Here is a 26038-nt window from a genome sequence, read left to right as displayed (position 1 = left end):
TTGCGACAGGAATTAAAATTTTGAGCGAACAAAAAAATACCATTGAAATACGAGAAATCATGAGCCTTTTACCACACAGGTTTCCATTTTTACTTGTAGACCGTGTATTGGATTATGTACCGGGTAAGTCGATACATGCCATTAAAAATGTATCGGTAAATGAGCCGCAATTTACTGGCCATTTTCCAACCAACCCTATTTTTCCTGGGGTATTGATTTTAGAAGCATTAGCACAAGCATCGGGTTTGTTAGGGTATAAATCTGATGGTGGTCCTGCAGACAATGAGCTTTATTATTTCGCCGGAATTGATAAGGCGCGTTTCCGTAAACCTGTTGTGCCTGGTGATGTTTTACACCTGCATATCGAATTAATTAAAGAACGCCGTGGTATCGGTCGCTTTACTGCAATTGCAAAAGTTGATGGTAAAGTAGTTTGCGATGCTGAGATCATGTGCGCGAAACGAGAGGCTAACTAGTGATCCATGAAACCGCTATTGTGCATGAAGGCGCAAAAATTGGTAATAATGTAAAAATTGGTCCTTGGACTATCGTTGGTGAAAATGTTGAGATTGGCGATGATTGTGTTATTGCTTCTCATGTTGTTATTAATGGTCCTTGTAAAATTGGTAAAGCTAATCGCTTTTTCCAATTTGGCTCAATTGGTGAAGAATGCCAAGATCTAAAGTATGCGGGTGAAAACACGCGTCTTGAGATTGGTGATAATAATGTCTTCCGTGAAGGCGTTACTATCCACCGTGGTACAGTTCAAGACCAAGGTTTAACCAAAATTGGTAGCAATAGCTTATTCATGGTAAATACTCACGTTGCACACGATGTTATTATCGGTGATAACTGTATTTTTGCTAATAATGCGACCTTAGCAGGTCATGTACATATTGGTGATTACGTTATTTTTGGTGGCCATGCTGCGATTCACCAGTTTGGTAAAGTCGGTTCTCATGCCTTCGTTGCCGGTGGTTCGGTTATCATTAAAGATATCCCGCCTTATGTGATGGCATCGGGTCACCATGCTAAGCCGTTTGGCATTAATTCTGAAGGCCTTAAGCGCCGTGGATTTGATGCTGATGCAATTAAAGCCGTTAAGCGTGCTTACCGTATCGTGTTCCGTCAAGGTAACACCGTCGCTGAAGCATTAGCGGCATTAGCAGAAAGTGCAAATGAACAACCAAGCGTTGCTTTGTTTACAGAATTTTTAAAAACCAATGAACGTGGTATTATTCGTTAATCGTATTCTTTATAGATAGCTTACAATGACAACGAAACCATTACGTATTGGTATTATCGCCGGGGAAGTCTCCGGCGATATTTTAGCTGCCGCACTGATCAAAGAAATTAAATCCCGTCACCCTGATGCCATTTTCGAAGGTATTGCTGGACCACGCATGCAAGCGCTTGGTTTTAATACACTGTTTGAGATGGAAGAGCTATCTGTATTTGGACTAGTGGAAGTGCTAGGTCGATTACCAAGATTGTTTAAAGTAAAGCGGGAAGTCCTTGCCCATTTTAAACAAAATCCACCTGATATCTTTATTGGTGTTGATGCGCCTGATTTTAATATTCCCATTGAACTAAAACTGAAAGCGGACGGTATAAAAACCGTGCATTATGTCAGCCCTTCAGTTTGGGCGTGGCGTCAAAAGCGTGTTTTCAAAATTAAAAAAGCCGTAGATATGGTATTAGCTTTTCTACCGTTTGAAAAAGCTTTCTATGATGAATATGATGTGCCTTGTCGCTTTATTGGCCATACCATGGCTGATTCTATTCCCTTAGCTGGCGCTGATAAACAAGCTGCTATTAGCGAACTTAAACTCGATCCTAAACAACGTTATGTGGCTATTTTACCTGGCAGTCGTGCTGGTGAAGTGGGATTACTGTCTGCAAGCTTTTTAGAGACCGCTATTTTATTAAAACAGCGTTTTAGTGACTTACAGTTTGTTATACCTATGGTCAATGAAGAACGTAAAGCACAATTTCTCGCTATTAAGCAAGAAGTTGCCCCTGACCTTGATGTGATCATTTTAGATGGTCATGCGCGTGAAGCCATGGCTGTTGCTGATGCGGTATTATTAGCATCTGGTACCGCTGCGCTGGAAACCATGTTGATGAAACGTGCTATGGTGGTAGGTTATCGCGTTAAACCGCTAACCTATAAGATCATGCTACGCTTGATGAAAGCGCCATTTGTATCATTACCTAACTTATTAGCGAAAAAAGAAATTGTCGCAGAGCGGTTACAAGATGATTGCCAGCCAGAGATTTTGGCTGAAGAAATGGCTAAGCTGTTAACGACAGATAATGCAGCTCTCATTAAGCACTTTACTGAATTACATGAGCAAATTCGTTGTAATGCCGACAAACAAGCTGCAGATGCAGTACTTGAATTAATTAATGACAATAATATCCCAGCAGTAGAGCAGGTAACTAAAAATGTATGATGAAATAATTTACCCAGAAGGGAAACTTGTTGCTGGTGTTGACGAAGTTGGACGTGGTCCATTAGTCGGTGATGTGGTCACCGCCGCAGTGATATTAGATCCAAACAATCCTATTATAGGCTTAACGGATTCAAAAAAATTAAGTGAGAAAAAACGCCAACTATTGTTTCCGGAAATTAAAGAGAAAGCATTAGCTTGGAGTATTGGCCGTTGTAGCCCAGAAGAGATTGATGAGCTGAATATCTTACAAGCGACTATGCTGGCTATGCAACGCGCTGTTGCTGGACTGCCAATACAACCTGAGCATGTATTTATTGATGGTAATCGCTGTCCGGCATTACCTATGTCCGCCGAAGCGATTGTTAAAGGTGATTTACGCGTAGCCGAGATAAGTGCTGCGTCGATCTTAGCAAAAGTAGTACGCGATGCCGAGATGGAAGAACTGGATAAACGTTTTCCTGAATATGGTTTTGCTCAACACAAAGGTTATCCAACCAAGGCGCATATGGAAAAGTTAGCCGAGCTTGGACCGACAGAAGAATACCGTAAAAGTTTTAAACCTGTGCAACGCGCGTTAGGTTTATTGAAATAAGATGAGGTGGCTGTGGCCACTTAATCGTAATTGTTTCTCGTTTATTTTATCTACTCTCAATTAGCAGAAAGTTTATTTATGGCAGAACCTCGTTTTATTCACCTGCATTTACACTCTGAATTCTCAATGGTGGACAGCTTAGTACGTATTAAACGTCTTGCTCCCCGCTTACAAGAACTCAATATGCCTGCAATCGCGTTAACCGATCAAACCAATATGTGTGCATTGGTTAAGTTTTATGGTGCGATGGAACGCGCTGGTGTTAAACCTATTCTTGGCGCTGATTTTTGGGTACAAAGTGAAGAGTACCCCGAAGAGCAATTTAAGATCACAGCTCTGGCTAAAGATAATAAAGGTTATAACAACATTACGGTGTTGATCTCTAAAGCGTATAGCCGCGGTCATGTTGATGGTCGTGCCATCATAGATAAAGCCTGGCTTGCAGAGCATGCCGAAGGTGTTATCTTATTATCAGGTGGCCGTAATGGTGATATAGGTAAAGCCTTATTAAAGGGTAATAGTGACCTTGCACAGCAGTGTTTACAATTTTACCAAACCCATTTTTCTGATAGTTATTATCTTGAACTTATCCGAACTGGACGTCAGGACGAAGAAGCTTATTTACACATGGCCGTTGAGTTTGCCAGTCAGCATCAATTGCCTGTCGTTGCGACCAATGACGTGGTGTTCTTGAATGAAGACGAATTTGACGCCCATGAGGTCCGAGTATCGATCCATGATGGCTATACGTTAGAAGATAAACGTCGTCCTAGGCTGTACAGTAAAGAACAATACTTACGCAGCGAAGATGAAATGTGTGCGTTATTTGCTGATATTCCCGAAGCATTGGCGAACTCTGTTGAAATTGCTAAACGTTGTAATGCCACGGTGCGCTTAGGTGAATACTTTTTACCTAACTTCCCAACGGGTGAGCTTTCTACCGAAGACTTTTTAGTTAAAGTATCTGAAGATGGTTTGGTTGAACGTTTAGATTTCCTGTTTCCAGATCCTGCTGAGCGTGAACGTCAGCGCCCGGGTTATGAAGAACGTTTAGATATCGAGCTTAAAGTAATTAACAACATGGGATTCCCGGGTTACTTCTTGATCGTAATGGAGTTCATTCAGTGGAGTAAGGATAACAATATTCCGGTTGGCCCTGGTCGTGGGTCCGGCGCTGGTTCATTAGTGGCTTACGCGCTTAAAATTACGGATCTTGATCCAATAGAATATGAATTACTGTTCGAGCGTTTCTTGAATCCAGAGCGTGTCTCCATGCCCGATTTCGATGTCGATTTCTGTATGGACCGTCGTGATGAAGTAATCGATCACGTTGCTGAATTGTATGGGCGTGATGCGGTAAGTCAGATCATTACTTTTGGTACCATGGCGGCAAAAGCGGTAATTCGCGATGTAGGACGTGTGCTTGGTCATCCGTTTGGTTTTGTTGATCGAATTTCTAAGCTTATTCCGGGTGATCCGGGGATGAATTTAACCAAAGCATGGGAAATTGAACCGCGCTTGGATGAGCTGTACCAAGGCGATGAAGAAGTACGTGCGTTGGTTGATATGGCACGTATTCTCGAAGGTGTTATACGTAACGCCGGTAAACATGCCGGTGGTGTGGTTATTTCACCCACAGTGATCACTGATTTTTCACCACTGTATTGTGATGATGAAGGTCATAACCCGGTCACCCAGTTTGATAAGAACGACGTGGAAGAAGCCGGATTGGTTAAATTCGATTTCTTGGGTTTACGTACCTTAACCATTATTCAGTGGGCGCTGGATATGGCGAACCCGCATCTCGTCAAACAAGGTAAAGAAGCGATTCGTATTGAGTCGATCGACATTACCGACCAGAGATGTTTTGACTTATTACAGCGTTCAGAAACGACCGCGGTATTCCAGCTTGAATCTCGTGGTATGAAAGATCTGATCCGTCGTTTAAAACCCGATAGTTTTGAAGACATGATTGCACTGGTGGCTTTGTTCCGTCCTGGTCCACTGCAATCAGGCATGGTAGATAACTTTATTGACCGTAAGCACGGTCGAGAAGAAGTATCTTACCCTGATGCTCAGTATCAACATGAATCGTTGAAAGAAATTCTCGACCCGACTTACGGCATTATCTTGTACCAAGAACAAGTAATGCAGATTGCCCAAGTCTTATCTGGTTATACCTTAGGTGGCGCCGACATGTTACGTCGTGCTATGGGTAAGAAAAAACTAGAAGAGATGGAGAAACAGCGTGGTACCTTTAAAGAAGGTGCGATAAACAACGGCGTCGATGGCGAACTGTCGATGAAGATCTTCGATCTGGTAGAAAAGTTCGCTGGTTACGGTTTCAATAAATCGCATTCCGCGGCTTATGCACTGGTATCGTATCAAACGTTGTGGATGAAGACGCATTATCCGTCTTATTTCATCGCCGCGGTAATGTCTGCAGATATGGACAATACTGAAAAAGTCGTGACGCTAGTTGATGAAGTTGAACGCATGGGGCTGAAAATTTTACCGCCTGATGTGAACAAAGGTCTGTTTAAATTTAACGTCGATGAAGACCAAACCATTATTTATGGTATTGGTGCGATTAAAGGCGTGGGTGAAGGCCCGATTGACGCCATTATTGCTGCGCGTGAAAGTGGTGGTGAATTCTCTGATTTGTTTGATTTTTGTAATCGTGTTGATTTGAAAAAGATCAATAAACGTATCATGGAAAAGCTGATTTACGCTGGAGCATTAGATAAATTAGGTCCTCATCGTGCGGCTTTACATGCTACCTTACCTGAAGCAATGAAAGCGGCTGCGCAACATGCAATGGCTGAAGCGCACGGTCAAAGTGATCTGTTTGGTATTTTAACCACAGAACCGGAAGAAATTGAAAGCAAGTTTGCCGATGTACCTGAATGGCCTGATAAAGTATGGTTAGAGGGGGAACGCGAAACCTTAGGTCTTTACCTTACTGGTCATCCCATTAATCAGTATATTAAAGAAGTTAAGCGTTATTCGAGTAACCGCTTGAAAGATGTGAAACCGACCGAACGGGGTAAAGTTGTGACGGCGGTTGGTTTGGTTATTTCTGCGCAAGTGAAAGTGACCAAAAAAGGTACCCGTATGGGGATCTTAGAAATTGATGATAAGAGTGGCCGCTTAAGTGTGATGTTCTTCTCAGAAGCGTTTGAACGTTATGAGGAATATATCGCCAAAGATCGTATTTTAGTGATTACTGGAGAGGTCAGCTTTGACGATTTCAATGGTGGGTATAAGATGACCGCTAGAGAAGTTATGGATATCGAAGCCGCGCGTGAGCGTTATGCGCGAGGCCTCACTCTGCAATTAAATGCAGACAAAATAAATGATGCGTTTATGGGTAAGTTTATGGAAACACTTGAACCTTATCGAGCAGGTACTTGTCCCATAAATATATGTTATCAACGCGCCGACGCTAAGGCGAAAATGACCTTAGGTGTGGAATGGCGAGTATCACCCACCGATGAGCTCCTCTACGGATTAGAGCTGATGTTAGGGTCGGGAAATGTTGAGCTTGAATTTGATTAGTACTGACGCGAATAAACGCTCGTCATTAGCTATTAGCAATAATATTAGATAAGGAAGCAGCGCCTCATGGCCTTAAATTTTTTAGATTTTGAACAGCCTATTGCAGAATTACAGGCTCAAATCGACGAATTAAAACTTGTGTCTGAAAACTCTGATGATGTTGATCTACAAGATGAAATATCACGTTTAGAAAAAAAGAATGCAGAATTAACCAAGAAAATATTCAGTGATATGAAACCTTGGGATGTGGCTAAAATGGCTCGTCATCCTCAACGTCCTTATACACTTGATTATATTGAACATGTATTCACTGATTTTGATGAACTTGCTGGTGACCGTGCATATGCTGATGATAAAGCCATTGTTGGTGGTACTGCGCGTTTAGACGGTATGCCGGTGATGATCATTGGTCAGCAAAAAGGCCGCGATACCACTGAAAAGCTAAAACGTAACTTTGGTATGCCGCGTCCAGAAGGTTACCGTAAAGCCTTACGTTTAATGAAAATGGCTGAGAAATTCAACATGCCTATAATTACCTTCATCGATACCCCGGGTGCATACCCAGGTGTTGGCGCTGAAGAACGTGGTCAAAGTGAAGCGATTGCCCGTAACTTAAAAGAAATGGCGGAGCTTACAGTACCGGTTATTTGTACTGTTATTGGTGAAGGTGGTTCTGGTGGTGCGTTAGCGATTGGTGTTGGTGATCGCGTTAACATGCTGCAATACAGCACTTATTCGGTGATCTCTCCAGAAGGTTGTGCGTCAATCTTATGGAAATCAGCAGATAAAGCGCCTTTGGCTGCTGAAGCTATGGGTATTACTGCTGAGCGACTTAAGAGCTTAGATCTGATTAATACAGTTATTGCTGAGCCACTAGGTGGTGCACATCGTGATGTACCTTTAATGGCTGCTAACTTGAAAGAACGTATTAAAGCTGATCTTGCAGAACTTGCTCCACTTGAGTCTGAAACGTTATTAGAACAACGTTATGAGCGCTTAATGTCATTTGGCATGTAAGTTCTATAGCATTTTCTTATACTACGTTCTTATACAACTACAGTATGCTTGATCTTATAGTGATATAGATAAATATTATTAAACCGCTGATAGCTTTATTAGCGGTTTTTTTATATCTGCAATTTTTCGGTATATACTGTTGGCGTCTATTCTATTTTTAATTGTGATGATAATTGTGGCTACTAACATCGATCTCTTCTCAACATTTCAGCATTATTTACAGCCGTTAACGACAGCTAAAATACAAACTACTGCTATACATAAAGAGGCTATGCCTAAAGCACCGCTGCAAATCGTACTTGCTTATAGCGGTGGCCTTGATTCCCATGTGTTATTACATTTACTCAGTCGTTATAAAGAATTATATCCGCAACACGACTATCTTGCCGTCCATGTCCATCACGGTTTAAGTGCTAACGCCGATACTTGGTTAGCGCATTGCCAATTAACCGCCGCAGCATTAGGCATTCACTTTGTGGCTGAAAAAGTAATACTTAATGTTGGCAGTCGCGAAAGTTTAGAAGCCAAAGCCCGCAGTGCCCGTTACCAAGCTATCGCGAAGCATCTTAAAGGCGAGTCATTATTATTATTAGGCCAGCATTTAGATGATCAGCTGGAAACCTTCTTGTTGCAACTTAAACGCGGCGCGGGTGTTAAGGGGTTGTCAGCAATGGCTGCACAGATGCCTTTTGCATTACAAGCTAACTGTCAAATAGTCCGGCCTTTATTGACTCTACCACAGCAATCGTTAGTGGATTATGCGACAGACCGACAGTTATCTTGGGTAGAAGATGAGAGTAATAACGATTCGAGTTATGATCGTAACTTCTTACGCCATCAAGTGATCCCCAGTTTAAAACAGCGCTGGCCCGGTATTGCCAATGCAGTACATCGCAGCGCAGAACTCTGCGCTGAACAGCAGGCATTGGCAGATGAAATTGCGCAGCTAGATTTAGTGACTTGTGAATATAGTTTTAGTGGTTTAAAGATTGTTGAGTTAGCTAAATTATCGAAAATACGCCGTAATAATGTCATTCGTTTTTGGCTTGCGAGTCAGCTGTTATCTATGCCCAGTCGCCATCATTTAGATAAATTATGGTTAGAGGTGGTGAATGCGGCGGATGATGCTAATCCACAATTAAGCTGGCAAGCGGGGCTGTTTCGTCGTTATCAAGGTGTGCTTTACCATCAGCGTAAATACGCAGCGCTAAAAGACGTTGTTATCGCACTAGAGCATACATACTCTCAATGTATAGCATTGCCGGATGATATCGGTTATTTATATTTACACAGCTATCAGCAAAGCCATTTACAACATCAGCAACAAAACCAGCTGCAAGAGTCGACACCAGACAAGGCTCAGAATATGGGTAAAAATACGTTACAACATACCAGTTCTTGCTGTGTTAGAACCCCCTTAGCTGGTGAGAAGGTCACGATCCGTTTTCGTGGTGAAGGTAAATGTCATCCTGTTGGTCGCAGTGGCTCTCGCAGTATGAAAAAGTTATACCAAGAATATCAAGTTGCACCTTGGTTACGTGATCGTATTCCACTGGTTTATTATGATGACAAGCTTGTGTGTGCGGTTGGGCTTTGGGTTTGTAAAGATTACGCAGCGCAGCAAGGTTTATGTTGGTGTTTAAGCCTGTAGCAAAGGCGATAGATTTAAGTGTTTAGGTCATTCTAACATCGGTGACGCTTACGGTTATCAGTACACGGAGACTTATCACGCTGAATTTTAGTATCCAAATGTGATGTAATACTGTTCGTTTTTATTATTTGCGATTACAATTGGTTATCTAATAAGTGATAGGTAGTAGATGTTATCATGCAGCAAGGATGTGATGAATACATGTTGAATAGCGATAAGACGATGACTGAGCAAAGCAGTAGCCAAGCAGATGGCAGTAAGGAAAATCCCTCAACATCTGTTATTAGTTATGCTCAACAAACCTCCATAACCCGTGTGATTGCACGTGCGGGACAATTGTTGCAAGCCTATAACGCAGAAAGCCGGATCATAGAACAAACCACTGAACGCCTTGGTATTGCATTTGGTTTAGACAGCGTTGAAATTGCCCTTACTTCTAAAGCCATCATTCTTACCTCTCGATTTGGCGACAATTGCATAACGACAACGCGAACAATGAAAGCGCATGGCATTGATATGGGCATCGTCTGTGAAGTACAGCGTATTTGCATCCTTGCGGAAAAGAAGATCTATGATGTCGAGCAGATAAAGCAGCGCTTAGATAACTTAACTGTACCGAAATACAATACCGTCATCGTGGCGTGTTTTGTGGCGTTATCCTGTGCGTGTTTCAGTCATTTATTTGGTGGCGACAGTATTATTTTTATCTGCACTTGGGTGACGAGCTTTATTGCCATGCGCATTCGTCAATGGTTAACCCAGTTACATCATAATCTACTCACGGTGTTTTTTATTACCGCATTTATTGCCACGTTTATTGGTAGTTTCGCCAGTGGTTTCGGTTGGGGGAATAATCCTGAATTAATTATGATCACCAGTGTGCTGCAACTGGTACCGGGCTTTCCACTAATCAATGCAGTATCGGATATGGTCAAAGGTCACGTGACTATCGGCATGGCAAGATGGATGACGGCGACTTTATTAACACTTGCTTCAGCATTAGGCATCGTCCTAGCTGTACAATTAGCGCAACAAGGCGGTTGGTTATGAGTGAACTATTATTAATGCTGGTGGATGATGCTGTGTTTGCTGGTATTGCTGCATTTGGCTTTGCCTTGCTATTCAATGTGCCCAGACAAGCACTTTTGGCTTGTGTGTTATTCGCTGCCAGCGCCCATGCGGTACGGACATTATTATTGCATGTCAATGTGCCGATTGAGTGGGCCTCATTTATTGCGGCAACATTACTGGGGTTAGCAACTGTGCCTTGGTCTCGTAAAGTGCTGATCCCACGGCCTGTGGTGACGGTTGCTGCTATTATTCCTATGATCCCTGGAGTGTATGCGTATAAAACCATGACGGGGCTAATGACATTACATCACCAAGGTTATAGCCTTGAGTTACAGCAGCAAGTTGTTGAAAATGGTTTGCTGACTATTTTTATTTTGATTGGCTTAAGCTTTGGTCTGGCGATTGCACCTGTGCTGGTGTACCGTAACAAGCCTATTGTTTGATTAAGGATCTGTTGTGATTGTTTCCATGATTGCCGCACTGGCAAATAACCGAGTAATTGGTTTAGATAATAAGATGCCGTGGCATTTACCTGCTGAATTACAACTGTTTAAACGCGCGACGCTGGGTAAGCCTATCGTCATGGGGCGTAATACCTTTGAATCAATCGGTCGTCCATTACCAGGTCGTTTAAATATCGTCTTAAGTCGACAAAGCGATTATCAACCTGAAGGCGTGACTGTTGTTGCTACGTTAGATGAAGCTGTGATTGCTGCTGGAGATGTTGAAGAGTTAATGATTATTGGTGGTGCGACGATTTACAACCAATGCTTAGCGGCTGCTGATCGTTTGTATCTCACCCATATTGATTTGACGACCGCAGGGGATACTTGGTTCCCTGACTATGAGCAGTACAATTGGCAAGAAATTGAACATGAATATTATGCGGCAGATGATAAAAATCCGCATGATTATCGCTTTAGTTTACTCGAACGTGTGAAGCAGTTATAGGTTTGCTGACGAGTTGAATGACTCTGGACTGAACTAGAAAGAAATAAAAGAAAATGCCGCACTAATCCTTTACAGTGATAGTGCGGCATTTTTTATGGGTAATAACTAGCGTTTTATAGCTGCTGGCTATTAGTCCATCGTCTCTAAAGCAGATTCGTATTCGTCGTAGTCTGCTTGAATAGCGTCGTCGTCTTTTTTACCCATTAGCGAGATAATTATAATCGCCAGGGAAGCAAAGATGATACCGGGTACGATTTCATACAGCTCAAAAATACCACCGCTTAATTGTTTCCAAACAACCACAGTCACCGCACCAATAATAATACCGGCAAGGGCACCATTACGAGTCATACCGCGCCAGTATAGCGAGATAATCAATGCTGGACCAAATGCAGCACCAAAACCAGCCCATGCATATGATACTAAACCAAGTACTGAGCTGTCTGGATTAAGGGCAAGCAGTAATGCGACGATAGACAGGCCTACCACACCGAAACGACCAACAGTAACAAGTTCTTCACTGCTTGCTTGTGGACGAATGAGCTGTTTGTAGAAATCTTCAGCCAAAGCCGATGATGATACAAGTAGTTGTGAATCCGCTGTACTCATGATTGCCGCTAAGATTGCAGCAAGTAAAATACCAGCAATAACAGGATGGAAGATGCTGTTCACTAATAGCATGAAGATCGTTTCAGTATCCGCGATAGTGATGTTGTTGGTATTGGTGTAAACCAGACCAACGAGACCGACTAGCATAGCGCCAAACATAGACAATGTAGTCCAAGTTACCGCAATGTAGCGAGCAGTCACAAGGTCTTTATTACTACGTGTGGCTTTAAAACGGGCAAGAATATGAGGTTGACCGAAATAACCTAGACCCCAAGCCGCTAATGAGATAATTGCAATTGCACTCAGGTCTTCACCTTTGCTGTTTTGCCATATTGTCAGTAGTTCAGGGTTAATGTCTGTCATTGCCGATGCTAGATCGCTAAAGCTACCGTCCATCGCGCTTAGTGGCACGATTAATAGCGCTGCAGACATCAATAAGCCTTGTACTAAATCAGTCCAAGATACAGCAAGGAAACCACCGAATAGTGTATAAGAAACTACACAAACGGTACCAAGCACAACAGCAAGTTGATAATCAAGACCAAATACTGTTTCAAATAATTTACCGCCAGCCACTAAACCTGAACTTGTATAGAACAAGAAGAACATCAGAATAAAGAATGCAGAACAGATTTGAATTGCTTTTGAGTCATCTTTAAAACGACGTGATAGGAATTCTGGTAGGGTAATTGATTTCGTTACTATGCTGTAGGTACGTAAACGTTTTGCACAGATTAGCCAGTTAAGCCAAGTACCAATTAATAAACCACCTGCTAACCAGATTGCTTCCATACCTGCAGCATAGGCGTAACCAGGTAAGCCGAGTAGTAACCAACCACTCATATCTGAAGCACCTGCAGATAGCGCTGCAGGCCAAGGACCTAAATTACGACCACCTAAAAAATAGTCCGTTGAACTCTTAGTTTGTCGATAAGCATACACGCCGATACCAAGCATAACCGCAAGATAAACAAGGAATGTAGCTGTAATAATGAAATTATTTTCAATCATGTATATAAGCCTTAGTTGTAAAGTTGTTATTTATTTTTATTGTTTATTATTAAGCTCAACCAAACCACGTCAATATACTTGTTTGCGGTAATATTGATGTGGGCTGGCTAAAATTTAGCGGGCAGTATATACGAACCACAATGTGATTACTTAACATTAAGGCAACACTGTGATAACCCGCTTATTATTTAATCTTATTCTAGTTAATTATGTCGCATGCAATGGACAGGGGACGGAAAAAACTGCTTTATCTTCCCAGCGCAACATAGTAAGGCTATTACCCCACACACAGCCAGTATCAAGTGTCGTGGCATTTTCATGGCTGCAATGACCCTCTAATGCAGCCCAGTGGCCAAAAATAACATGTGCGCCGTCAAGATGAGTACCCGCTACTTCGTACCACGGAACATGTTGGCTATTATTATTGCTTGCTGGTGAATGCTTGTTATGAAATTCCAGTTGTCCATCAGGTGCGCAAAAACGCATTCGGGTAAACGCATTAATAATAAAACGTAAACGGTCGAAGCCTTGTAATTCGTCTTGCCAATAATTGGGTAGTGCACCGTACATGTGCGCTAATAAGGTTTGGTAGTCATCACCACGTAATTGTGCATTGACCTCTTCAGCATAGAGTTTGGCTTGTTGCTGACTCCATTGCGGGCTAATACCTGCATGCACCATGATAATATTAAAGGCTTCATGGTAAGCGAGCAGTGGCTGTTGACGTAACCATAATAACAATTCATCTTTATCTTCTGCGCTAAAAATTGGCTGGGTTTTATCCTTAGGGTTTAGCTTAGCTAATCCTGCGTCAATAGCGAGTAAATGTAAGTCATGATTACCCAGTACTGTGATAGCCGCAGGGCCAAGATCTTTAACAAAGCGCAGTGTTTCTAATGATTTTGGACCGCGGGCAACCAGATCGCCGGTTAACCAAAGCTGATCGTGCTGTGGATCAAAATTAGCTTGTTGTAGCAGGTGTTGTAGATCGTCGAAACAACCTTGAATATCACCAACAAAATAAGTTGCCATATATAAGTTACCTTTTTAGCTGAGCGTAATGGAGAGTGTGCGTTAATGCGTTCATTTATTAGTGTAATAGATTAGTGCAACAGATTAGGTGTGGCGAGACGAAATGGTTCGATAGTAATCACCACTGATTCACTGGCATTGAGCTGTAGTTCTATCTTGCCTTGAACAATGCTCAATGGTGAATGGGTAATTATATCATTGCTATAGCAAAAATCTTGCAGTGAAGAGATAACATAATCATTATTTTGAAAAGGATTGTGCAATTCGCTCACAGTGCCGTCACCATCAGTGAGTAATAATTGGATACTCGCTAAGCTAACAGGTTGGCTTAATGGATTGGTGATGGTAATTGTGTAAGTAAAGAAGTATCTGAACTGTGCTGGCACAGATACTTTTTCGACATATTCGGTATCAATGATAAGCGTGAATGAATCAGCTAAACTTATCATTGATACAGGCTGCCTAATCCGCTACTTGCAGTGGATTATCAACAACAAAGTTTGCTATCGTCACGTAATTTTCTAAGGTTAAGTTCTCTGGACGTAGAGAAACATTAATACCTAGCGCTTCAATATCAGCAACTGAAATTACTTTTTTCAAGCTATTACGAATAGTTTTTCGACGTTGGTTAAAGGCACTTGTTACTACGTGGCCAAGCACTTTTAAGCTTTTCGCTGGGTGCGGTAATACAGCATGTGGCTCTAAACGAACAACGGCTGAATCAACTTTAGGTGCAGGTCTAAATGCTTCAGGGCCGACTTCAAGTACTGGTGTTACATTACAATAGTATTGCGTCATTACTGTTAAGCGACCGTAACTTTTAGTGTTATGGCTAGCAGCTAAACGTTGCACTACTTCTTTCTGTAACATGAAATGCATATCTTGGATATCTTCATGGAACTCGAATAAATGGAACATTAGCGGCGTTGAAATATTGTAAGGTAGATTACCAAAAATACGCATTTTCATGTCTGGTTTGATTAACTGACGGAAATCAAAGCGCATTGCGTCTGCTTGGTTAATGTCTAATTTTTTTGATAATACAGGATGTTGCTCGAGTCGTTCGGCGAGATCTCTATCAAGCTCTACCACTGTCATTTTATCTACACAAGCAGCTACTGGCTCGGTTAATGCACCCAAACCGGGACCGATTTCAATTAGGTTTTCACCTTTTTGCGGATTAATCGATGCAACGATTTGACCAATTACATAAGCATCATGTAAGAAGTTTTGACCAAAACGTTTTTTCGCGGTGTGACCTAAATGGACCTTGTCGTTCATGCGTTTTTCTCTACCATTTCTATTGCTTGGTTTACTGCTGTAAACATACTGCCGGAATCGGCTGTTCCAGTACCTGCAAGTTCAATTGCAGTACCGTGATCAACTGATGTACGGATAAAGGGTAAGCCCAGGGTAATATTAACCGAGCTGCCAAAACCAACCGATTTCAATACCGGTAATCCTTGGTCGTGATACATTGCTAATACAACGTCAGCATCATCGAGATACTTAGGTTGGAACAAGGTATCAGCAGGGAGGGGGCCTGTTAAATCCATACCCTCATCGCGAAGTTTCATTAACGTCGGAGAAATGATCTCAATTTCTTCGCGACCTAGATGTCCATCTTCGCCTGCATGCGGATTGAGTCCACACACATAAATTTTTGGTCGTTCAATTCCGAATTTCTTTTGCATTTCGGCGTGCAGGATACGAATAATATTACTTAATCGTTCTTCTGTTATTGCTTTTGCGACATACGCCAGTGGAATATGGGTTGTTACTAATGCAACGCGTAGCCCTGTTGTTGCCAGTAGCATAACCACATCAGGGGTTTCTGATTGCTGGGCAAAAAACTCGGTATGGCCACTGAAGGACACGCCGGCTTTATTAATAATGCCTTTGTTAACAGGTCCTGTGACGACAGCGCTAAATTCTGCAGACATATTGCCTTCACAAGCGAATTGCAGCGTATCTAAGACATAGCGACCATTCGCTTCATCAAGCTTACCGGGTTCAGCGGGTACTGCCATTGGCATTGGCGCTATAGTTAACGTACCAGCGCGTTGTGGTTGTGCTGGTAAACTTGGATCGTAGGTGATTAATTCCACCTTCTTTCCAAGTAACTTTGCCCGAGATAAAATCAACTCAGGGTCAGCACAAAGCACCAATTCTACGGGCCAGTCTTGCTTCATTAATTCCAGAACAAGATCTGGGCCAATACCTGCAGGCTCACCTGGAGTAATTGCTATACGATGAGTCACATTTTCACCTGTTTACGATTCATTATCTAAAATACGAATATAAGCTTCTTGTTTCAATTCATTTAACCAAGCTTGGCTTTCTTCAGCGGCACGACGATTATACAACAATTGCCATGCTTTTTGGCGATTTGCTTTATCTGTCGTATCTTGTGTACGTCTATCAATTAGTTGCACTATGTGCCAGCCATGACTAGAACGAAATGTCGGGCTAATTTCGCCTTTTTTCAAGTCTTGCAGTGCGAGTTTAAATGCGGGGACATAAATGTTTGGATCTGCCCAACCAAGTTCGCCACCTTTAACGGCTGAACCAGTATCATCTGAATAGGCTTTAGCAAGATCGGCAAACTCTGCGTCGCCTGATTTAATTCGTGCTAAGTAGCCATTGAGTAATGATTGCGCTTTGTCATCACTTAAGATAACCGATGGCTTAATCAAAATGTGGCGTGCATTCACTTCTTTGGTCAGTACTGTTTCTACACCACGCATATCGGTAACTTTAATAATATGTAAACCAGCGCCACTGCGGATAGGACCGATGATATCGCCTTTTTTCGCATTAGTGACTGCTTCAGAGAATAATGTCGGCATTTCATTGATATTCATCCAACCCCAGTCGCCGCCATCGAGTGCTTTTGGACCTGCTGAGAGCGCTAATGCAAGACTGGAAAATGATTCACCGGCATTAAGTTGTGTTTTTATATCGGTAATTTTAGTTTGTAGTGCTTCCATTGTGGCATTATCTGCCTCGTTAGGGACTCGCAGCATAATATGGTTAACACGGTATTGCAGATTTTTTTGGCCTTGCTCGTTAATAATAGCGAGTAGGTTATCCACGTCTTGATCGGAAATAGTAATACGACGACGCATTTGCATACGTTGTACTTCGTTGGTTAATAGTTGGGTGCGCACTTCTTCTTTATAACCGCTAAAATCACCACCATCTGCAACGACACTTTGACGCAGTTGTTCTACCGTTTGGTTATTACCTTTAGCAATATTAGTTAACGTATCTTCGAGTTGTGCATTACTAATACGCATGCCCATTTTATTCGCCATTTGCAGCTGTAAACTATCAATAATCAGTTTATCTAACGCTTGCTGAGTGAGCACCTCTGGCGATGGTAATGTCTGACCCGCTTTTGTTGCACGGGCTTTTACTGACTTAGTTAACGTGTTTACATCACTTGCTAAAATGACTTCTTCATTGACGATGGCAATGACTTCATCAAGCTTGGTGAGTTCGGCCTGCGCTTGTAAACTTGTTACAATGATTACTCCAGATAACAGAGTCTTAAGCATTTTTTTGATCACTTTATGAATTCCTATTCAATTTCGACTATAACTGAGACAGCGGTAGGCTGAAAATTATCAATTTTTTACCACGGGAAAGATGAGAATTGTCTAGTTTACTGAAAACCGAGGTGAAAAAGTAAGCGGAAGTATACCTTGTCAGACTTTCAATGCAATCATCACTGGCGCTAAATCCTCGTTTGGCTAATTACGGCTGTATTTAATGTTAATGTACAGCCGTTATAATATGCCAAGTAATAAATAAGTTTAATGATAAACCTAATTATAAAGAAAGTTTATTCACGTAATTGGAAAGGTTCACCGTAAGTAAATAGACTTGAAGTTCCGATATTATTCATATCAGTGCCAATTCCGCCCAGACCTTTTAGTTCAAACATTAACGTTGGGCCACGATCAAACTCTGTTACTCCGGTATTAATATTATGGTTTTTCAGACGATAGCCATAATCAAGACGAATTGCCCAGCAGCAATCTTCATATTTAATCCCGGCAAATGCATCTTGGGTTATTTCATTTTCAACATCGTAATAATAACTGGCGCCGAAGTCCCATTGGTTATTAATCGGTAATACAAACTTGGAGCCGATCTGATTGATCCTAGAGTTAACGCTGCTATTTTCATCTTCCAATATCGAGGCGGTATTTTCAATATAGCGGTAATTAAGCTGTATTTTCTGGCCTCTGTTGAAGCGATATTCGATAGCAGCATCAGCACGGCGCACTAAATCATCTTGGACCGCATATTCAATGCTGTTATTGATAAATAAATTATGGCTTATTTTAACATCTGTTTCCATGACGATGCTTGATGTCGTTACCTCGGAGTTGTCTAGCGTGGTATCTGTTTCTGGTGCAATACCAACTTGGCTGTCACCAAAATACACAATTTGGCCAAGTGCAAAGCGGAAGCGTTCACTGCCCATCTCATCAAATACCCGACTTGTTAAACCGTATGTGAACTGGTTGGCATCGGCAATACGATCTAAACCACTGTAAATACGGTCACGGTATAAACCTAAGAAATCTTGCTGAATAGTGGATGAATCATAAATACCGATATTATCTTGGTTTTCATAAGGGATATATAAATACTGTACCTGCGGCTCAAGCGTCTGTGTGATGGCATGACCAAACCACGAGGTTGGACGTTCAAAATTTAAACCCGCATGTAATCTTGCGGTCGGAATCACCCTAATCACTTGTTCTTCTAACTCACCTTTATAGCCGTTGGTAAAGTTCTTATTATCAGAATCATTAAATGTTTGGCTGTAATAGGTCATCGGCAGTTTGAATTCTGCAACCGCAAAACCTGCCGAGCGTTGGTAAGGAAAGCTAATCCCTGGTTCTATGTGGGTTCTGATGCCGCTGTACATATGGCTATCAGAATGAGAGAAATTAGTCATCTCGTTGTAAGACGATAACTCAATTACGCTGCTATCAAACTGTTTATAGCCAGTAAAAGCTATTTTAGGTAGTACTTTATGTGGTGTTGAAGCCGTTGAATCACTTAAAATTTGAAAATCACGTACTTCAAATTGTGATGAGGTCATGTCGGTATTGTAAGTCAATGCTGCAGTACGTAGTAGGGTATTACTGTCTCGAGAACCTGCGGAGGCATTAAGATCTGAAAAGTAGTCGTTATCACTGACTTGTGTATAGCTAGCGTTCAAATTTAAATGTTCATTGAAATTACCATTATGACTCCAATGGAAAAGACTACGGTCAGTCTTGGTTTTTTTATCATTAGCTAGGTATTCAACATTGAGCTTGCCACTTTGCCCATCGACTAAATAACGGAATTTATTAGTTAAGTAGAGACCACGCTCAGACATGTAAGTGGGGATTATTTCCATGTCGTAGTTAGGTGCAATATTCCAATAGATAGGCTGAGAGAAAGTAACACCATTTTCTAGTGAGTTTTCAAATGATGGAAATAATAAACCTGTTTTACGTTTATCTGTTGTTGGATATGTAAAATAAGGCATGTAAAAAATAGGCACGTCTTTAAAGTATAGCGTGGCATTATAAGCTTCGGCAGATTCTTCGACATTATCAACATTGATCGATGACGCCCGGAGAACCCAACTATTATCGCCTAATGGACATTCACTATACGTCGAGCGTTGCATTAAAATGTTGTCGCCACTATTAGTAATATAGACCTTTTTAGCTTCACCATTAGCTGCTTGACCGTGTAGCAGGTAATTGACTTGTGATAGTTCAGCATCTTTGGTATCTAAATTGGCTTTTAATGTTTGGCCTTTAACTGTCGACCCAGTGTCTTCTAATATGACATTACCTTCTGCGGTGAGGATATTAGTCAGTTGATAGAGAATTATTTCATCGGCAGATAATATTCTATTACCCTGGGTAAAATTAACATCACCATTAAAAACAGCCTTATTACCTTGAATAACCTTGGCATCGTTCGATAACAGCTGTATTTCGTTAGCTGCTTTTGAGTCTTCAATAGGCGGCTTTATAGGTGGTACATAAGGGAAACATTGTTTAAATAATGATAATTCAGTCTGTTTTTGTAAGGCTGTCGCGTCATCTACGATAGTTGAAGACCCATCTGCACTGGTAACAATGGTGGCTGCGCTAGCTGAGAATACGACACCGCTAAGTGTGGAGAATATGGTGAAAAGGCGCATTTTAACAATCCATTTTGTCATCGATAATTTCATTAAAATTAAAAAATAGCTGAATATAATAATCCATATTGCCCTGATAGACCATTTAATGACTAGTTTTATCCCGTAAACCCGCAAAAAGATCATGAGATTGATTGATTTGTTACATTTTAAACAGCCATAATACGATTCTTATATAAAAATATGTCATTTTTGCTTGGTAGCTACTGTTATGAATATGTTGTTTTACATTTTATTGTTTGCCATCGGTATGAAGTTTGGTGGATTTTTTGGTGCGATCTTTATGATCTGGGTTGGTTCGATACTAAAGCGCCAATTTGGTCCAAGGCTCGGTATTGATACTCGACCTGCGGCACATAAACGTCAGGATATATTTTTGCATACATCATTTTCGGTGATGGGACACATGGCTAAAGCGGACGGTCATGTCACCGACGTGGATATTCATGTAGCGACGCAATTAATGGACCGTATGCAATTGACGGGCGCAACTCGTCGTGCAGCGCAGGTATCATTTAGCCAAGGTAAAGCGGCTGATTTTCCGCTAGAGCAAACCGTTCGCGATTTTCGTCGTGTGAGTGTGTTACGCCGTGACTTGGTTAAAATGTTTCTCGAAATACAAATTCAAGCCGCGTTTGCTGACCATGAATTATCCGATGCGGAACGCGTTATTTTACATCGAATTGGTGGCATCCTAGGTGTTACTGCTCAGGATATGGATAACCTATTGCAGATGATGGAAGCTGAGATCCGCTCTCACCGTCATGGTAGTAAAGTTAGCCGTGAAGAAGCATTGGTTAACGCTTATCAACAGCTGGGGGTGAGCGCTGACGATGATGATAAAACCATTAAACGGGCTTATCGTAAATTAATGAATGAGCATCATCCTGATAAATTAGTATCAAAAGGTTTACCAGAAGAAATGATGATTATTGCTAAAGAGAAAGCCCAAGATATCCAAGGTGCCTATGATGTAGTAAAAGAATCGAGAAAGATGCGTTAATACCAGCCTAGTTTCAGTAACCAGCCATAAATGATTTGGCTGGTTACTATCTGCGTTTCGACTTGTCCCTGCAATCCTATCACTTCGACTTGCCTGTAACTGCTGTTGTTAGCCCGCTTTGCCGCAGTATTTCTTATCTTTGCTTCATCAATAATCGCGAGGTTATCTGTTTGTGCATACAAATCTAATACCGGTGTGTTGAGTTGCTGTATTTGACGAATCAATTGCACGGCTAACTCAGGCGTTGGACTGTGTGCGCTGAGTAGTACAATTGCATCCACATAAATTTCTGGGTTTTGACTTAATACGTTTATTATTGCAACGCAATTAGCACCTTGGAGGATAAGTAGGCGCTTACCATCTTGGCTTACTATTTTTTCTTGTAAAATACCTAATTGCACTTGTAAACGTTGCTCTGCGGTGGGTGAATTCAATGCTTGGCTTAACGGTGATATAGAATAAGTGTGTAAGCCTTTATCACTGAGTTGATAGCGCAGCGTTTGAATAACGTTAGGGTTATTGGCAGAAGTATAGGTATCAGCGAATATCCAAGTTGTACCGATGACCTTTGCCGTTGTTTGTTCACGCCATAACGTCAGAAATCGGCTGTCTTTATCACCTAACCAAGCGACTTCATTGACATCGTTATACTTGGTTAAGTCTTGATCAAATACGCGTTGTTGAGACATAGGAAAGGCTATTTGGGGGGTATTATTTTTGTCTTTATCTACCTCTGCACTTAAAGGTAGTGATAACATGGATAACAGTAATAATACCAAAGCCTTAAACATTAAATATACCTAATATAATAGTCGTCATTAATTGATTGGAAAGGGTGCTGAGGCTTTAAATGTCATTTTCTGTGACGATAAAGGGTGCTCAATTTCTAACATCGCAGCATGCAGTTGTAAATGTTCCGCGCCAGCGACGCCTTGTTCAGACGCATATAACTCGTCACCGAGAATGGGCGTTCCTAATGCTAACATATGTAATCGCAGTTGATGCGAGCGGCCTGTCACTGGCTTAAGCAACACAGTTGCACTGGCTTGTTGATTGTTATCGTCGTTGGCTAAGTGTTCAGCAATTACCTGCCAATGGGTTAGTGCGGGTTTACCGTCGATAAAATCAATCATTTGCCTTGGTCTATTAGGCCAGTCACAGCGTAAAGGTAAATCAATGCTGCCAGATTTTGCCGTCGGAATACCTTCTACACGCGCATAGTAGTACTTTGCCGTTGAACGCTGCTGAAACTGTCGGCTGATATGACTTTGCGCCGCTTTAGTCAAGGCCATTAAGATCACGCCTGAGGTGCACATATCCAAACGGTGCACTATTGTCGCCGCAGGAAATAGCGCTTGTACACGGCTGGCAATACTGTCGTGATGTTCGGAGAGTCGCCCTGGTACGCTCAGTAATCCACTTGGCTTATTTAAGACAATAATAGTCTCATCTTGATAGATTATATCTAATCGAGGGTGTTGTGGTGGAGCATAAATAAAATCAGGCATAAGGTATATACAATATAGTGAAGAATGTAGAGGTAAGGTTAAAATTATGGTTTTTTTAATCAAAGGGGGGGGGGTTAATCGAAATTAACCCCCCCTCTTTTTTATTGCTCATCATTATTACACGATTTTATTTATTTTGGTGTAACAACAATAAAGCGCACTGCATCTAATTTAAGTTGAGCATTATTAATGTGGGTGGTTAATTCAGCCGTTTGCTTTTCAACAAATGCCAGTTCTTCATCACGTACGTTTGGATTAATCTTTTGCAATGCTTGTAGGCGCTCTAATTCTACAGACATGTTCTGTTGCATCGCCTCAAGCGCTGTACTGGTAATTGCTTGCTTTTGAGATTCTGCAACACTGGTCGATTTACCAATAAGATCATGGATAATGGTCTGAGAAGCTGAAACTAGTTTGGTCGCCACATGACGGTTAATCGCATTAAGCTGACGGTTGAAACTATCAAAGTCGACTTTCAACGCTAGATTATTAGAATTTTTATCTAACAATAAGCGAATTGGCGTTGCTGGTAAGAAACGATTAATCTGGCAATAAGGCGGTGCTGATGTTTCTACGACATAAAGTAGCTCTAATAAAATCGTGCCAGCAGGTAGGGCTGGATTTTTTAATAGTGAAACGGCGGTAGAACCAGTATCAGAAGTCATGATTAATTCAATACATGCGCGAATTAACGGGTGTTCCCAAGTCAGGAAATGTACATCGTCACGAGACAATGCGGTTTCACGATCGAAGGTGATAGTAATACCGTCTTCGGATAGGTGTGGCAAACTTGGTACTAACATCTGATCTGTCGGTTTTAATATCAGCATATTTTCGCCGCGATCTTCTTGATTGATACCAATCACATCAAATAAACGTATCGCGAAAATAGGCAGTGTCGGACTATCATCATTGATTTTTAATTGAGTGATAATATCGTCTGATTTACCTAGCCCGTTAGAGTTTAATTCCAGTAACCGATCTCGGCCACTTTCCATTTTTAATTTCAATGCATCATATTTACTGCGAGTCTCAGTGATGAGTGTATCTGTTGCTGTAAGATCAATTTCTTTTGCTGCAAGTTGAGTTAATAACTCATCGCTTACGTCAGCAAAAATATCGCCACCGATAGGACAAGTATGCTCAAAAGCATTCAGACCATGGTGATACCAGTTTTGTAATACATCTTGCGCGGTATTAGTAAAGAAAGGCACGTGGATACTGATATCGTTTTTCTGACCAATGCGATCTAAACGACCAATACGTTGCTCAAGTAGATCTGGGTTTAAGGGTAAGTCAAATAATACTAAGTGTTGCGCAAATTGGAAGTTGCGACCTTCAGAACCAATTTCTGAGCAAAGTAATACTTGGGCACCAGCATCTTCTTGGGCGAAGTAAGCACCTGCTTTATCACGCTCGATAATAGACATGCCTTCATGGAATACAGTACCACGGATACCTTCGTTGACACGCAATGACTCTTCAATCGACATTGCCGTTTCAGCGTTAGCTGCAATAACTAATACTTTCTCGTTTTTGTTCGCCAGTAAGAAGTCTTGTAACCATTCAACACGTGGGTCAAAACTACACCAAGATGCGTCTTTACCTTCAAATTGTAAGAAGATCTCTTCAGGGTATAAACCACGGCGAGCAGCTTCTGCAAAGCTTGCTGAACCATTCATCATCTGTGCTACTTTTAATGAGGTTTTATATTGATCTGGCAGCACTAATGGAATCGGTTGATAGTGACGGGTAGGAAACCCCTTAATCGCAGCGCGAGTATTACGGAATAACAGACGACCAGTGCCATGACGGTCAAGTAACTGACTGATAATCGATTGTTTAGCTTGTTGCGCGTCTTCAGAATCCGGTGACGACTGTATTAACGCCAGCTTGTCTGAAATATCAGCTTCACTTAATAGTTGTGTTAATGACGTTGCGGTTTCTGCTGAGACAATCGGCGAGTCTAATAACGCTTGCGCTGCTTGGGCAATCACTGAATAACTGTTTTCTTCTGCAACAAATGCCGCATAGTCATAAAAACGGTTTGGATCTAATAAACGTAAGCGAGCAAAGTGACTTTCGTGGCCGAGTTGGTCTGGTGTTGCAGTTAGCAGTAATACACCGGGTGATTTTTGTGCCAATGATTCGACAACTTGATATTCACGACTCGGTTCTGTCTCACTCCATTTAAGGTGGTGGGCTTCATCAACAACCAACAAATCCCAATCAGCACCGACAGCTTGTTCAAAACGACGGCGTTTACTGCGTAAAAAATCAAGACTACATAAAATCAATTGCTCGGTTTCAAATGGATTATCTGCTTCAGCGAGTGATTCGATACAACGCTCTTCATCGAAAATACTGAAGTGCAGATTGAAACGACGCATCATTTCTACTAACCACTGGTGTTGTAATGTTTCTGGTACCAGAATTAATACGCGTTGAGCCAAGCCAGCAGTCAGCTGCTGGTGGATGATTAAACCGGCTTCAATGGTTTTACCTAAACCAACTTCGTCGGCAAGTAATACACGCGGCGCATGGCGCTTACCAACTTCAGTGGCTATGTGTAACTGATGTGGGATCAAGCTTACACGCGGACCTTGAATGCCGTTTAATGCTGATTGCTGTTGCGAAAATTGATGCTGCAATGTTTGGTGGCGTAAAACAAAACGATCCATACGGTCGATTTGGCCAGCAAATAAACGATCTTGTGGTTTATTAAATTTAATGAAATTGTTCAAGAATGTTTCGCGTAATGAAACTTCTTCACCGGTATCTTGGTGTGTACCGATATAAGTAATGATACCTGAGCTTTCAGTTACTTCAGTAACCGTTAAGCTCCAATCTTCATGAGAGAGTACCTGATCACCGACATTAAAAATTACACGCGTGATCGGCGCTTCGTTACGAGCATATAAACGGTTTTCACCACTTGCAGGAAATAATAGCGTTAACATTCTGCCTTCTATGGCAACTATTGTTCCTAATCCTAATTCTGATTCCGTATCGCTGATCCAGCGCTGACCAAGTTGGAAGGGCATGTATATTCAAACTCCAAAACCGTAAAAAGGGCGCATGTTACCTAAACCAGAGGGTTAGGTCACGTATAAAAGACAAATTAAATAATAGTTTAAATTACCTTAGTAAGTAAATTCTAATGCGCTAAGTAAATGAAAATATAAATATTCAATAATTCAGGCTAAATTAGTTAACCATGAGCCATAAAAATGTTGGATTGATGAACTATCGCTTGTTTTTGATTTATTTTGTTTGAAATGTGTACTGCTTTTGAGGTTTCTCTTGGAAATGGAATGAAATTTATAAAATCACTTGCCAATAAAACGCAGTTC

21 protein-coding genes are annotated in these 26038 nt (G+C 41.5%); 11 read left to right on the top strand and 10 right to left on the bottom strand.

Annotation, left to right across the window (positions count from 1 at the left end):
• Positions 1-20 precede the first annotated feature (20 nt).
• From fabZ to folA, 10 genes are all read left to right on the top strand, one after another.
• Positions 21-476, top strand: a complete 456-nt coding sequence (gene fabZ, locus CXF93_RS15960; protein ID WP_101063533.1) for a 3-hydroxyacyl-ACP dehydratase FabZ — start codon at positions 21-23, stop codon at positions 474-476.
• A complete protein-coding gene (gene lpxA / locus CXF93_RS15955; RefSeq protein WP_101063532.1) occupies positions 476-1246 on the top strand; it encodes an acyl-ACP--UDP-N-acetylglucosamine O-acyltransferase in 771 nt (256 codons plus the stop codon). Before fabZ ends, lpxA begins: the two co-directional genes overlap by 1 nt.
• 25 nt (positions 1247-1271) lie before the next feature.
• Positions 1272-2456: a lipid-A-disaccharide synthase gene (lpxB, locus tag CXF93_RS15950; protein WP_101063531.1), complete on the top strand. Its 1185-nt coding sequence runs from the start codon at positions 1272-1274 to the stop codon at positions 2454-2456.
• A complete protein-coding gene (gene rnhB, locus CXF93_RS15945; RefSeq protein WP_017223028.1) occupies positions 2449-3048 on the top strand; it encodes a ribonuclease HII in 600 nt (199 codons plus the stop codon). The genes lpxB and rnhB overlap by 8 nt, the downstream gene beginning before the upstream one ends.
• A 78-nt stretch (positions 3049-3126) precedes the next feature.
• Positions 3127-6606: a DNA polymerase III subunit alpha gene (dnaE, locus tag CXF93_RS15940; protein ID WP_101063530.1), complete on the top strand. Its 3480-nt coding sequence runs from the start codon at positions 3127-3129 to the stop codon at positions 6604-6606.
• Between the two features lie 66 nt (positions 6607-6672).
• Entirely contained in the window at positions 6673-7623 is a 951-nt protein-coding gene (gene accA / locus CXF93_RS15935; RefSeq protein WP_101063529.1) for an acetyl-CoA carboxylase carboxyl transferase subunit alpha, read from the top strand.
• A 271-nt stretch (positions 7624-7894) separates the two neighbouring features.
• Positions 7895-9274 carry a tRNA lysidine(34) synthetase TilS gene (tilS, locus tag CXF93_RS15930; protein ID WP_232784243.1) on the top strand — a complete coding sequence of 460 codons (1380 nt, stop codon included), beginning with the start codon at positions 7895-7897 and terminating at the stop codon, positions 9272-9274.
• A 177-nt stretch (positions 9275-9451) separates the two neighbouring features.
• Complete coding sequence (locus CXF93_RS15925; protein ID WP_369832225.1) at positions 9452-10324, top strand: threonine/serine exporter ThrE family protein; 873 nt, start codon at positions 9452-9454, stop codon at positions 10322-10324.
• Entirely contained in the window at positions 10321-10788 is a 468-nt protein-coding gene (locus CXF93_RS15920) for a threonine/serine exporter family protein (protein ID WP_101063527.1), read from the top strand. The genes CXF93_RS15925 and CXF93_RS15920 overlap by 4 nt, the downstream gene beginning before the upstream one ends.
• Positions 10789-10801: 13 nt before the next feature.
• Positions 10802-11296 (top strand): type 3 dihydrofolate reductase, encoded by a 495-nt coding sequence (folA, locus tag CXF93_RS15915; protein WP_101063526.1) that lies wholly within the window; start codon positions 10802-10804, stop codon positions 11294-11296.
• Between the two features lie 129 nt (positions 11297-11425).
• Here the strand turns inward: folA and putP are convergent, their stop codons facing one another.
• The 7 genes from putP to lptD all read right to left on the bottom strand — a co-directional run bounded on the left by putP (position 11426) and on the right by lptD (position 20195).
• Positions 11426-12916: a sodium/proline symporter PutP gene (putP, locus tag CXF93_RS15910; RefSeq protein ID WP_101063525.1), complete on the bottom strand. Its 1491-nt coding sequence runs from the start codon at positions 12914-12916 to the stop codon at positions 11426-11428.
• Between the two features lie 207 nt (positions 12917-13123).
• Positions 13124-13948: a symmetrical bis(5'-nucleosyl)-tetraphosphatase gene (locus CXF93_RS15905; protein WP_101063524.1), complete on the bottom strand. Its 825-nt coding sequence runs from the start codon at positions 13946-13948 to the stop codon at positions 13124-13126.
• Between the two features lie 71 nt (positions 13949-14019).
• Positions 14020-14397, bottom strand: a complete 378-nt coding sequence (locus tag CXF93_RS15900; protein WP_101063523.1) for an ApaG domain — start codon at positions 14395-14397, stop codon at positions 14020-14022.
• A gap of 13 nt (positions 14398-14410) precedes the next feature.
• Positions 14411-15229, bottom strand: a complete 819-nt coding sequence (rsmA, locus tag CXF93_RS15895) for a 16S rRNA (adenine(1518)-N(6)/adenine(1519)-N(6))-dimethyltransferase RsmA (protein WP_101063522.1) — start codon at positions 15227-15229, stop codon at positions 14411-14413.
• Positions 15226-16209: a 4-hydroxythreonine-4-phosphate dehydrogenase PdxA gene (pdxA, locus tag CXF93_RS15890; RefSeq protein WP_101063521.1), complete on the bottom strand. Its 984-nt coding sequence runs from the start codon at positions 16207-16209 to the stop codon at positions 15226-15228. The genes rsmA and pdxA overlap by 4 nt, the downstream gene beginning before the upstream one ends.
• Before the next feature lie 12 nt (positions 16210-16221).
• Positions 16222-17508 (bottom strand): peptidylprolyl isomerase SurA, encoded by a 1287-nt coding sequence (gene surA / locus CXF93_RS15885; RefSeq protein ID WP_198551689.1) that lies wholly within the window; start codon positions 17506-17508, stop codon positions 16222-16224.
• A 287-nt stretch (positions 17509-17795) separates the two neighbouring features.
• Positions 17796-20195 (bottom strand): LPS assembly protein LptD, encoded by a 2400-nt coding sequence (gene lptD, locus CXF93_RS15880; protein WP_232784242.1) that lies wholly within the window; start codon positions 20193-20195, stop codon positions 17796-17798.
• Between the two features lie 190 nt (positions 20196-20385).
• On the opposite strand from lptD, the gene djlA reads away from it, so the two are divergent.
• Positions 20386-21177 carry a co-chaperone DjlA gene (gene djlA / locus CXF93_RS15875; RefSeq protein WP_101063518.1) on the top strand — a complete coding sequence of 264 codons (792 nt, stop codon included), beginning with the start codon at positions 20386-20388 and terminating at the stop codon, positions 21175-21177.
• Here the strand turns inward: djlA and CXF93_RS15870 are convergent.
• The 3 genes from CXF93_RS15870 to rapA form a co-directional block, all read right to left on the bottom strand.
• Entirely contained in the window at positions 21174-21968 is a 795-nt protein-coding gene (locus tag CXF93_RS15870) for a DUF3530 family protein (protein WP_101063517.1), read from the bottom strand. The two genes, djlA and CXF93_RS15870, sit on opposite strands and share 4 nt — an antisense overlap.
• 27 nt (positions 21969-21995) lie before the next feature.
• Positions 21996-22685, bottom strand: a complete 690-nt coding sequence (locus CXF93_RS15865) for a pseudouridine synthase (RefSeq protein ID WP_101063516.1) — start codon at positions 22683-22685, stop codon at positions 21996-21998.
• 131 nt (positions 22686-22816) lie between these two features.
• On the bottom strand, positions 22817-25729 hold the full coding sequence (rapA, locus tag CXF93_RS15860) for an RNA polymerase-associated protein RapA (protein WP_101063515.1): 2913 nt from the start codon (positions 25727-25729) through the stop codon (positions 22817-22819).
• Positions 25730-26038: the final 309 nt, after the last annotated feature.

It is taken from the genome of Moritella sp. Urea-trap-13 (assembly GCF_002836355.1).
In the GTDB taxonomy this organism is placed as follows: domain Bacteria; phylum Pseudomonadota; class Gammaproteobacteria; order Enterobacterales; family Moritellaceae; genus Moritella.
This window is presented reverse-complemented; position numbering and strand designations above follow the sequence as displayed.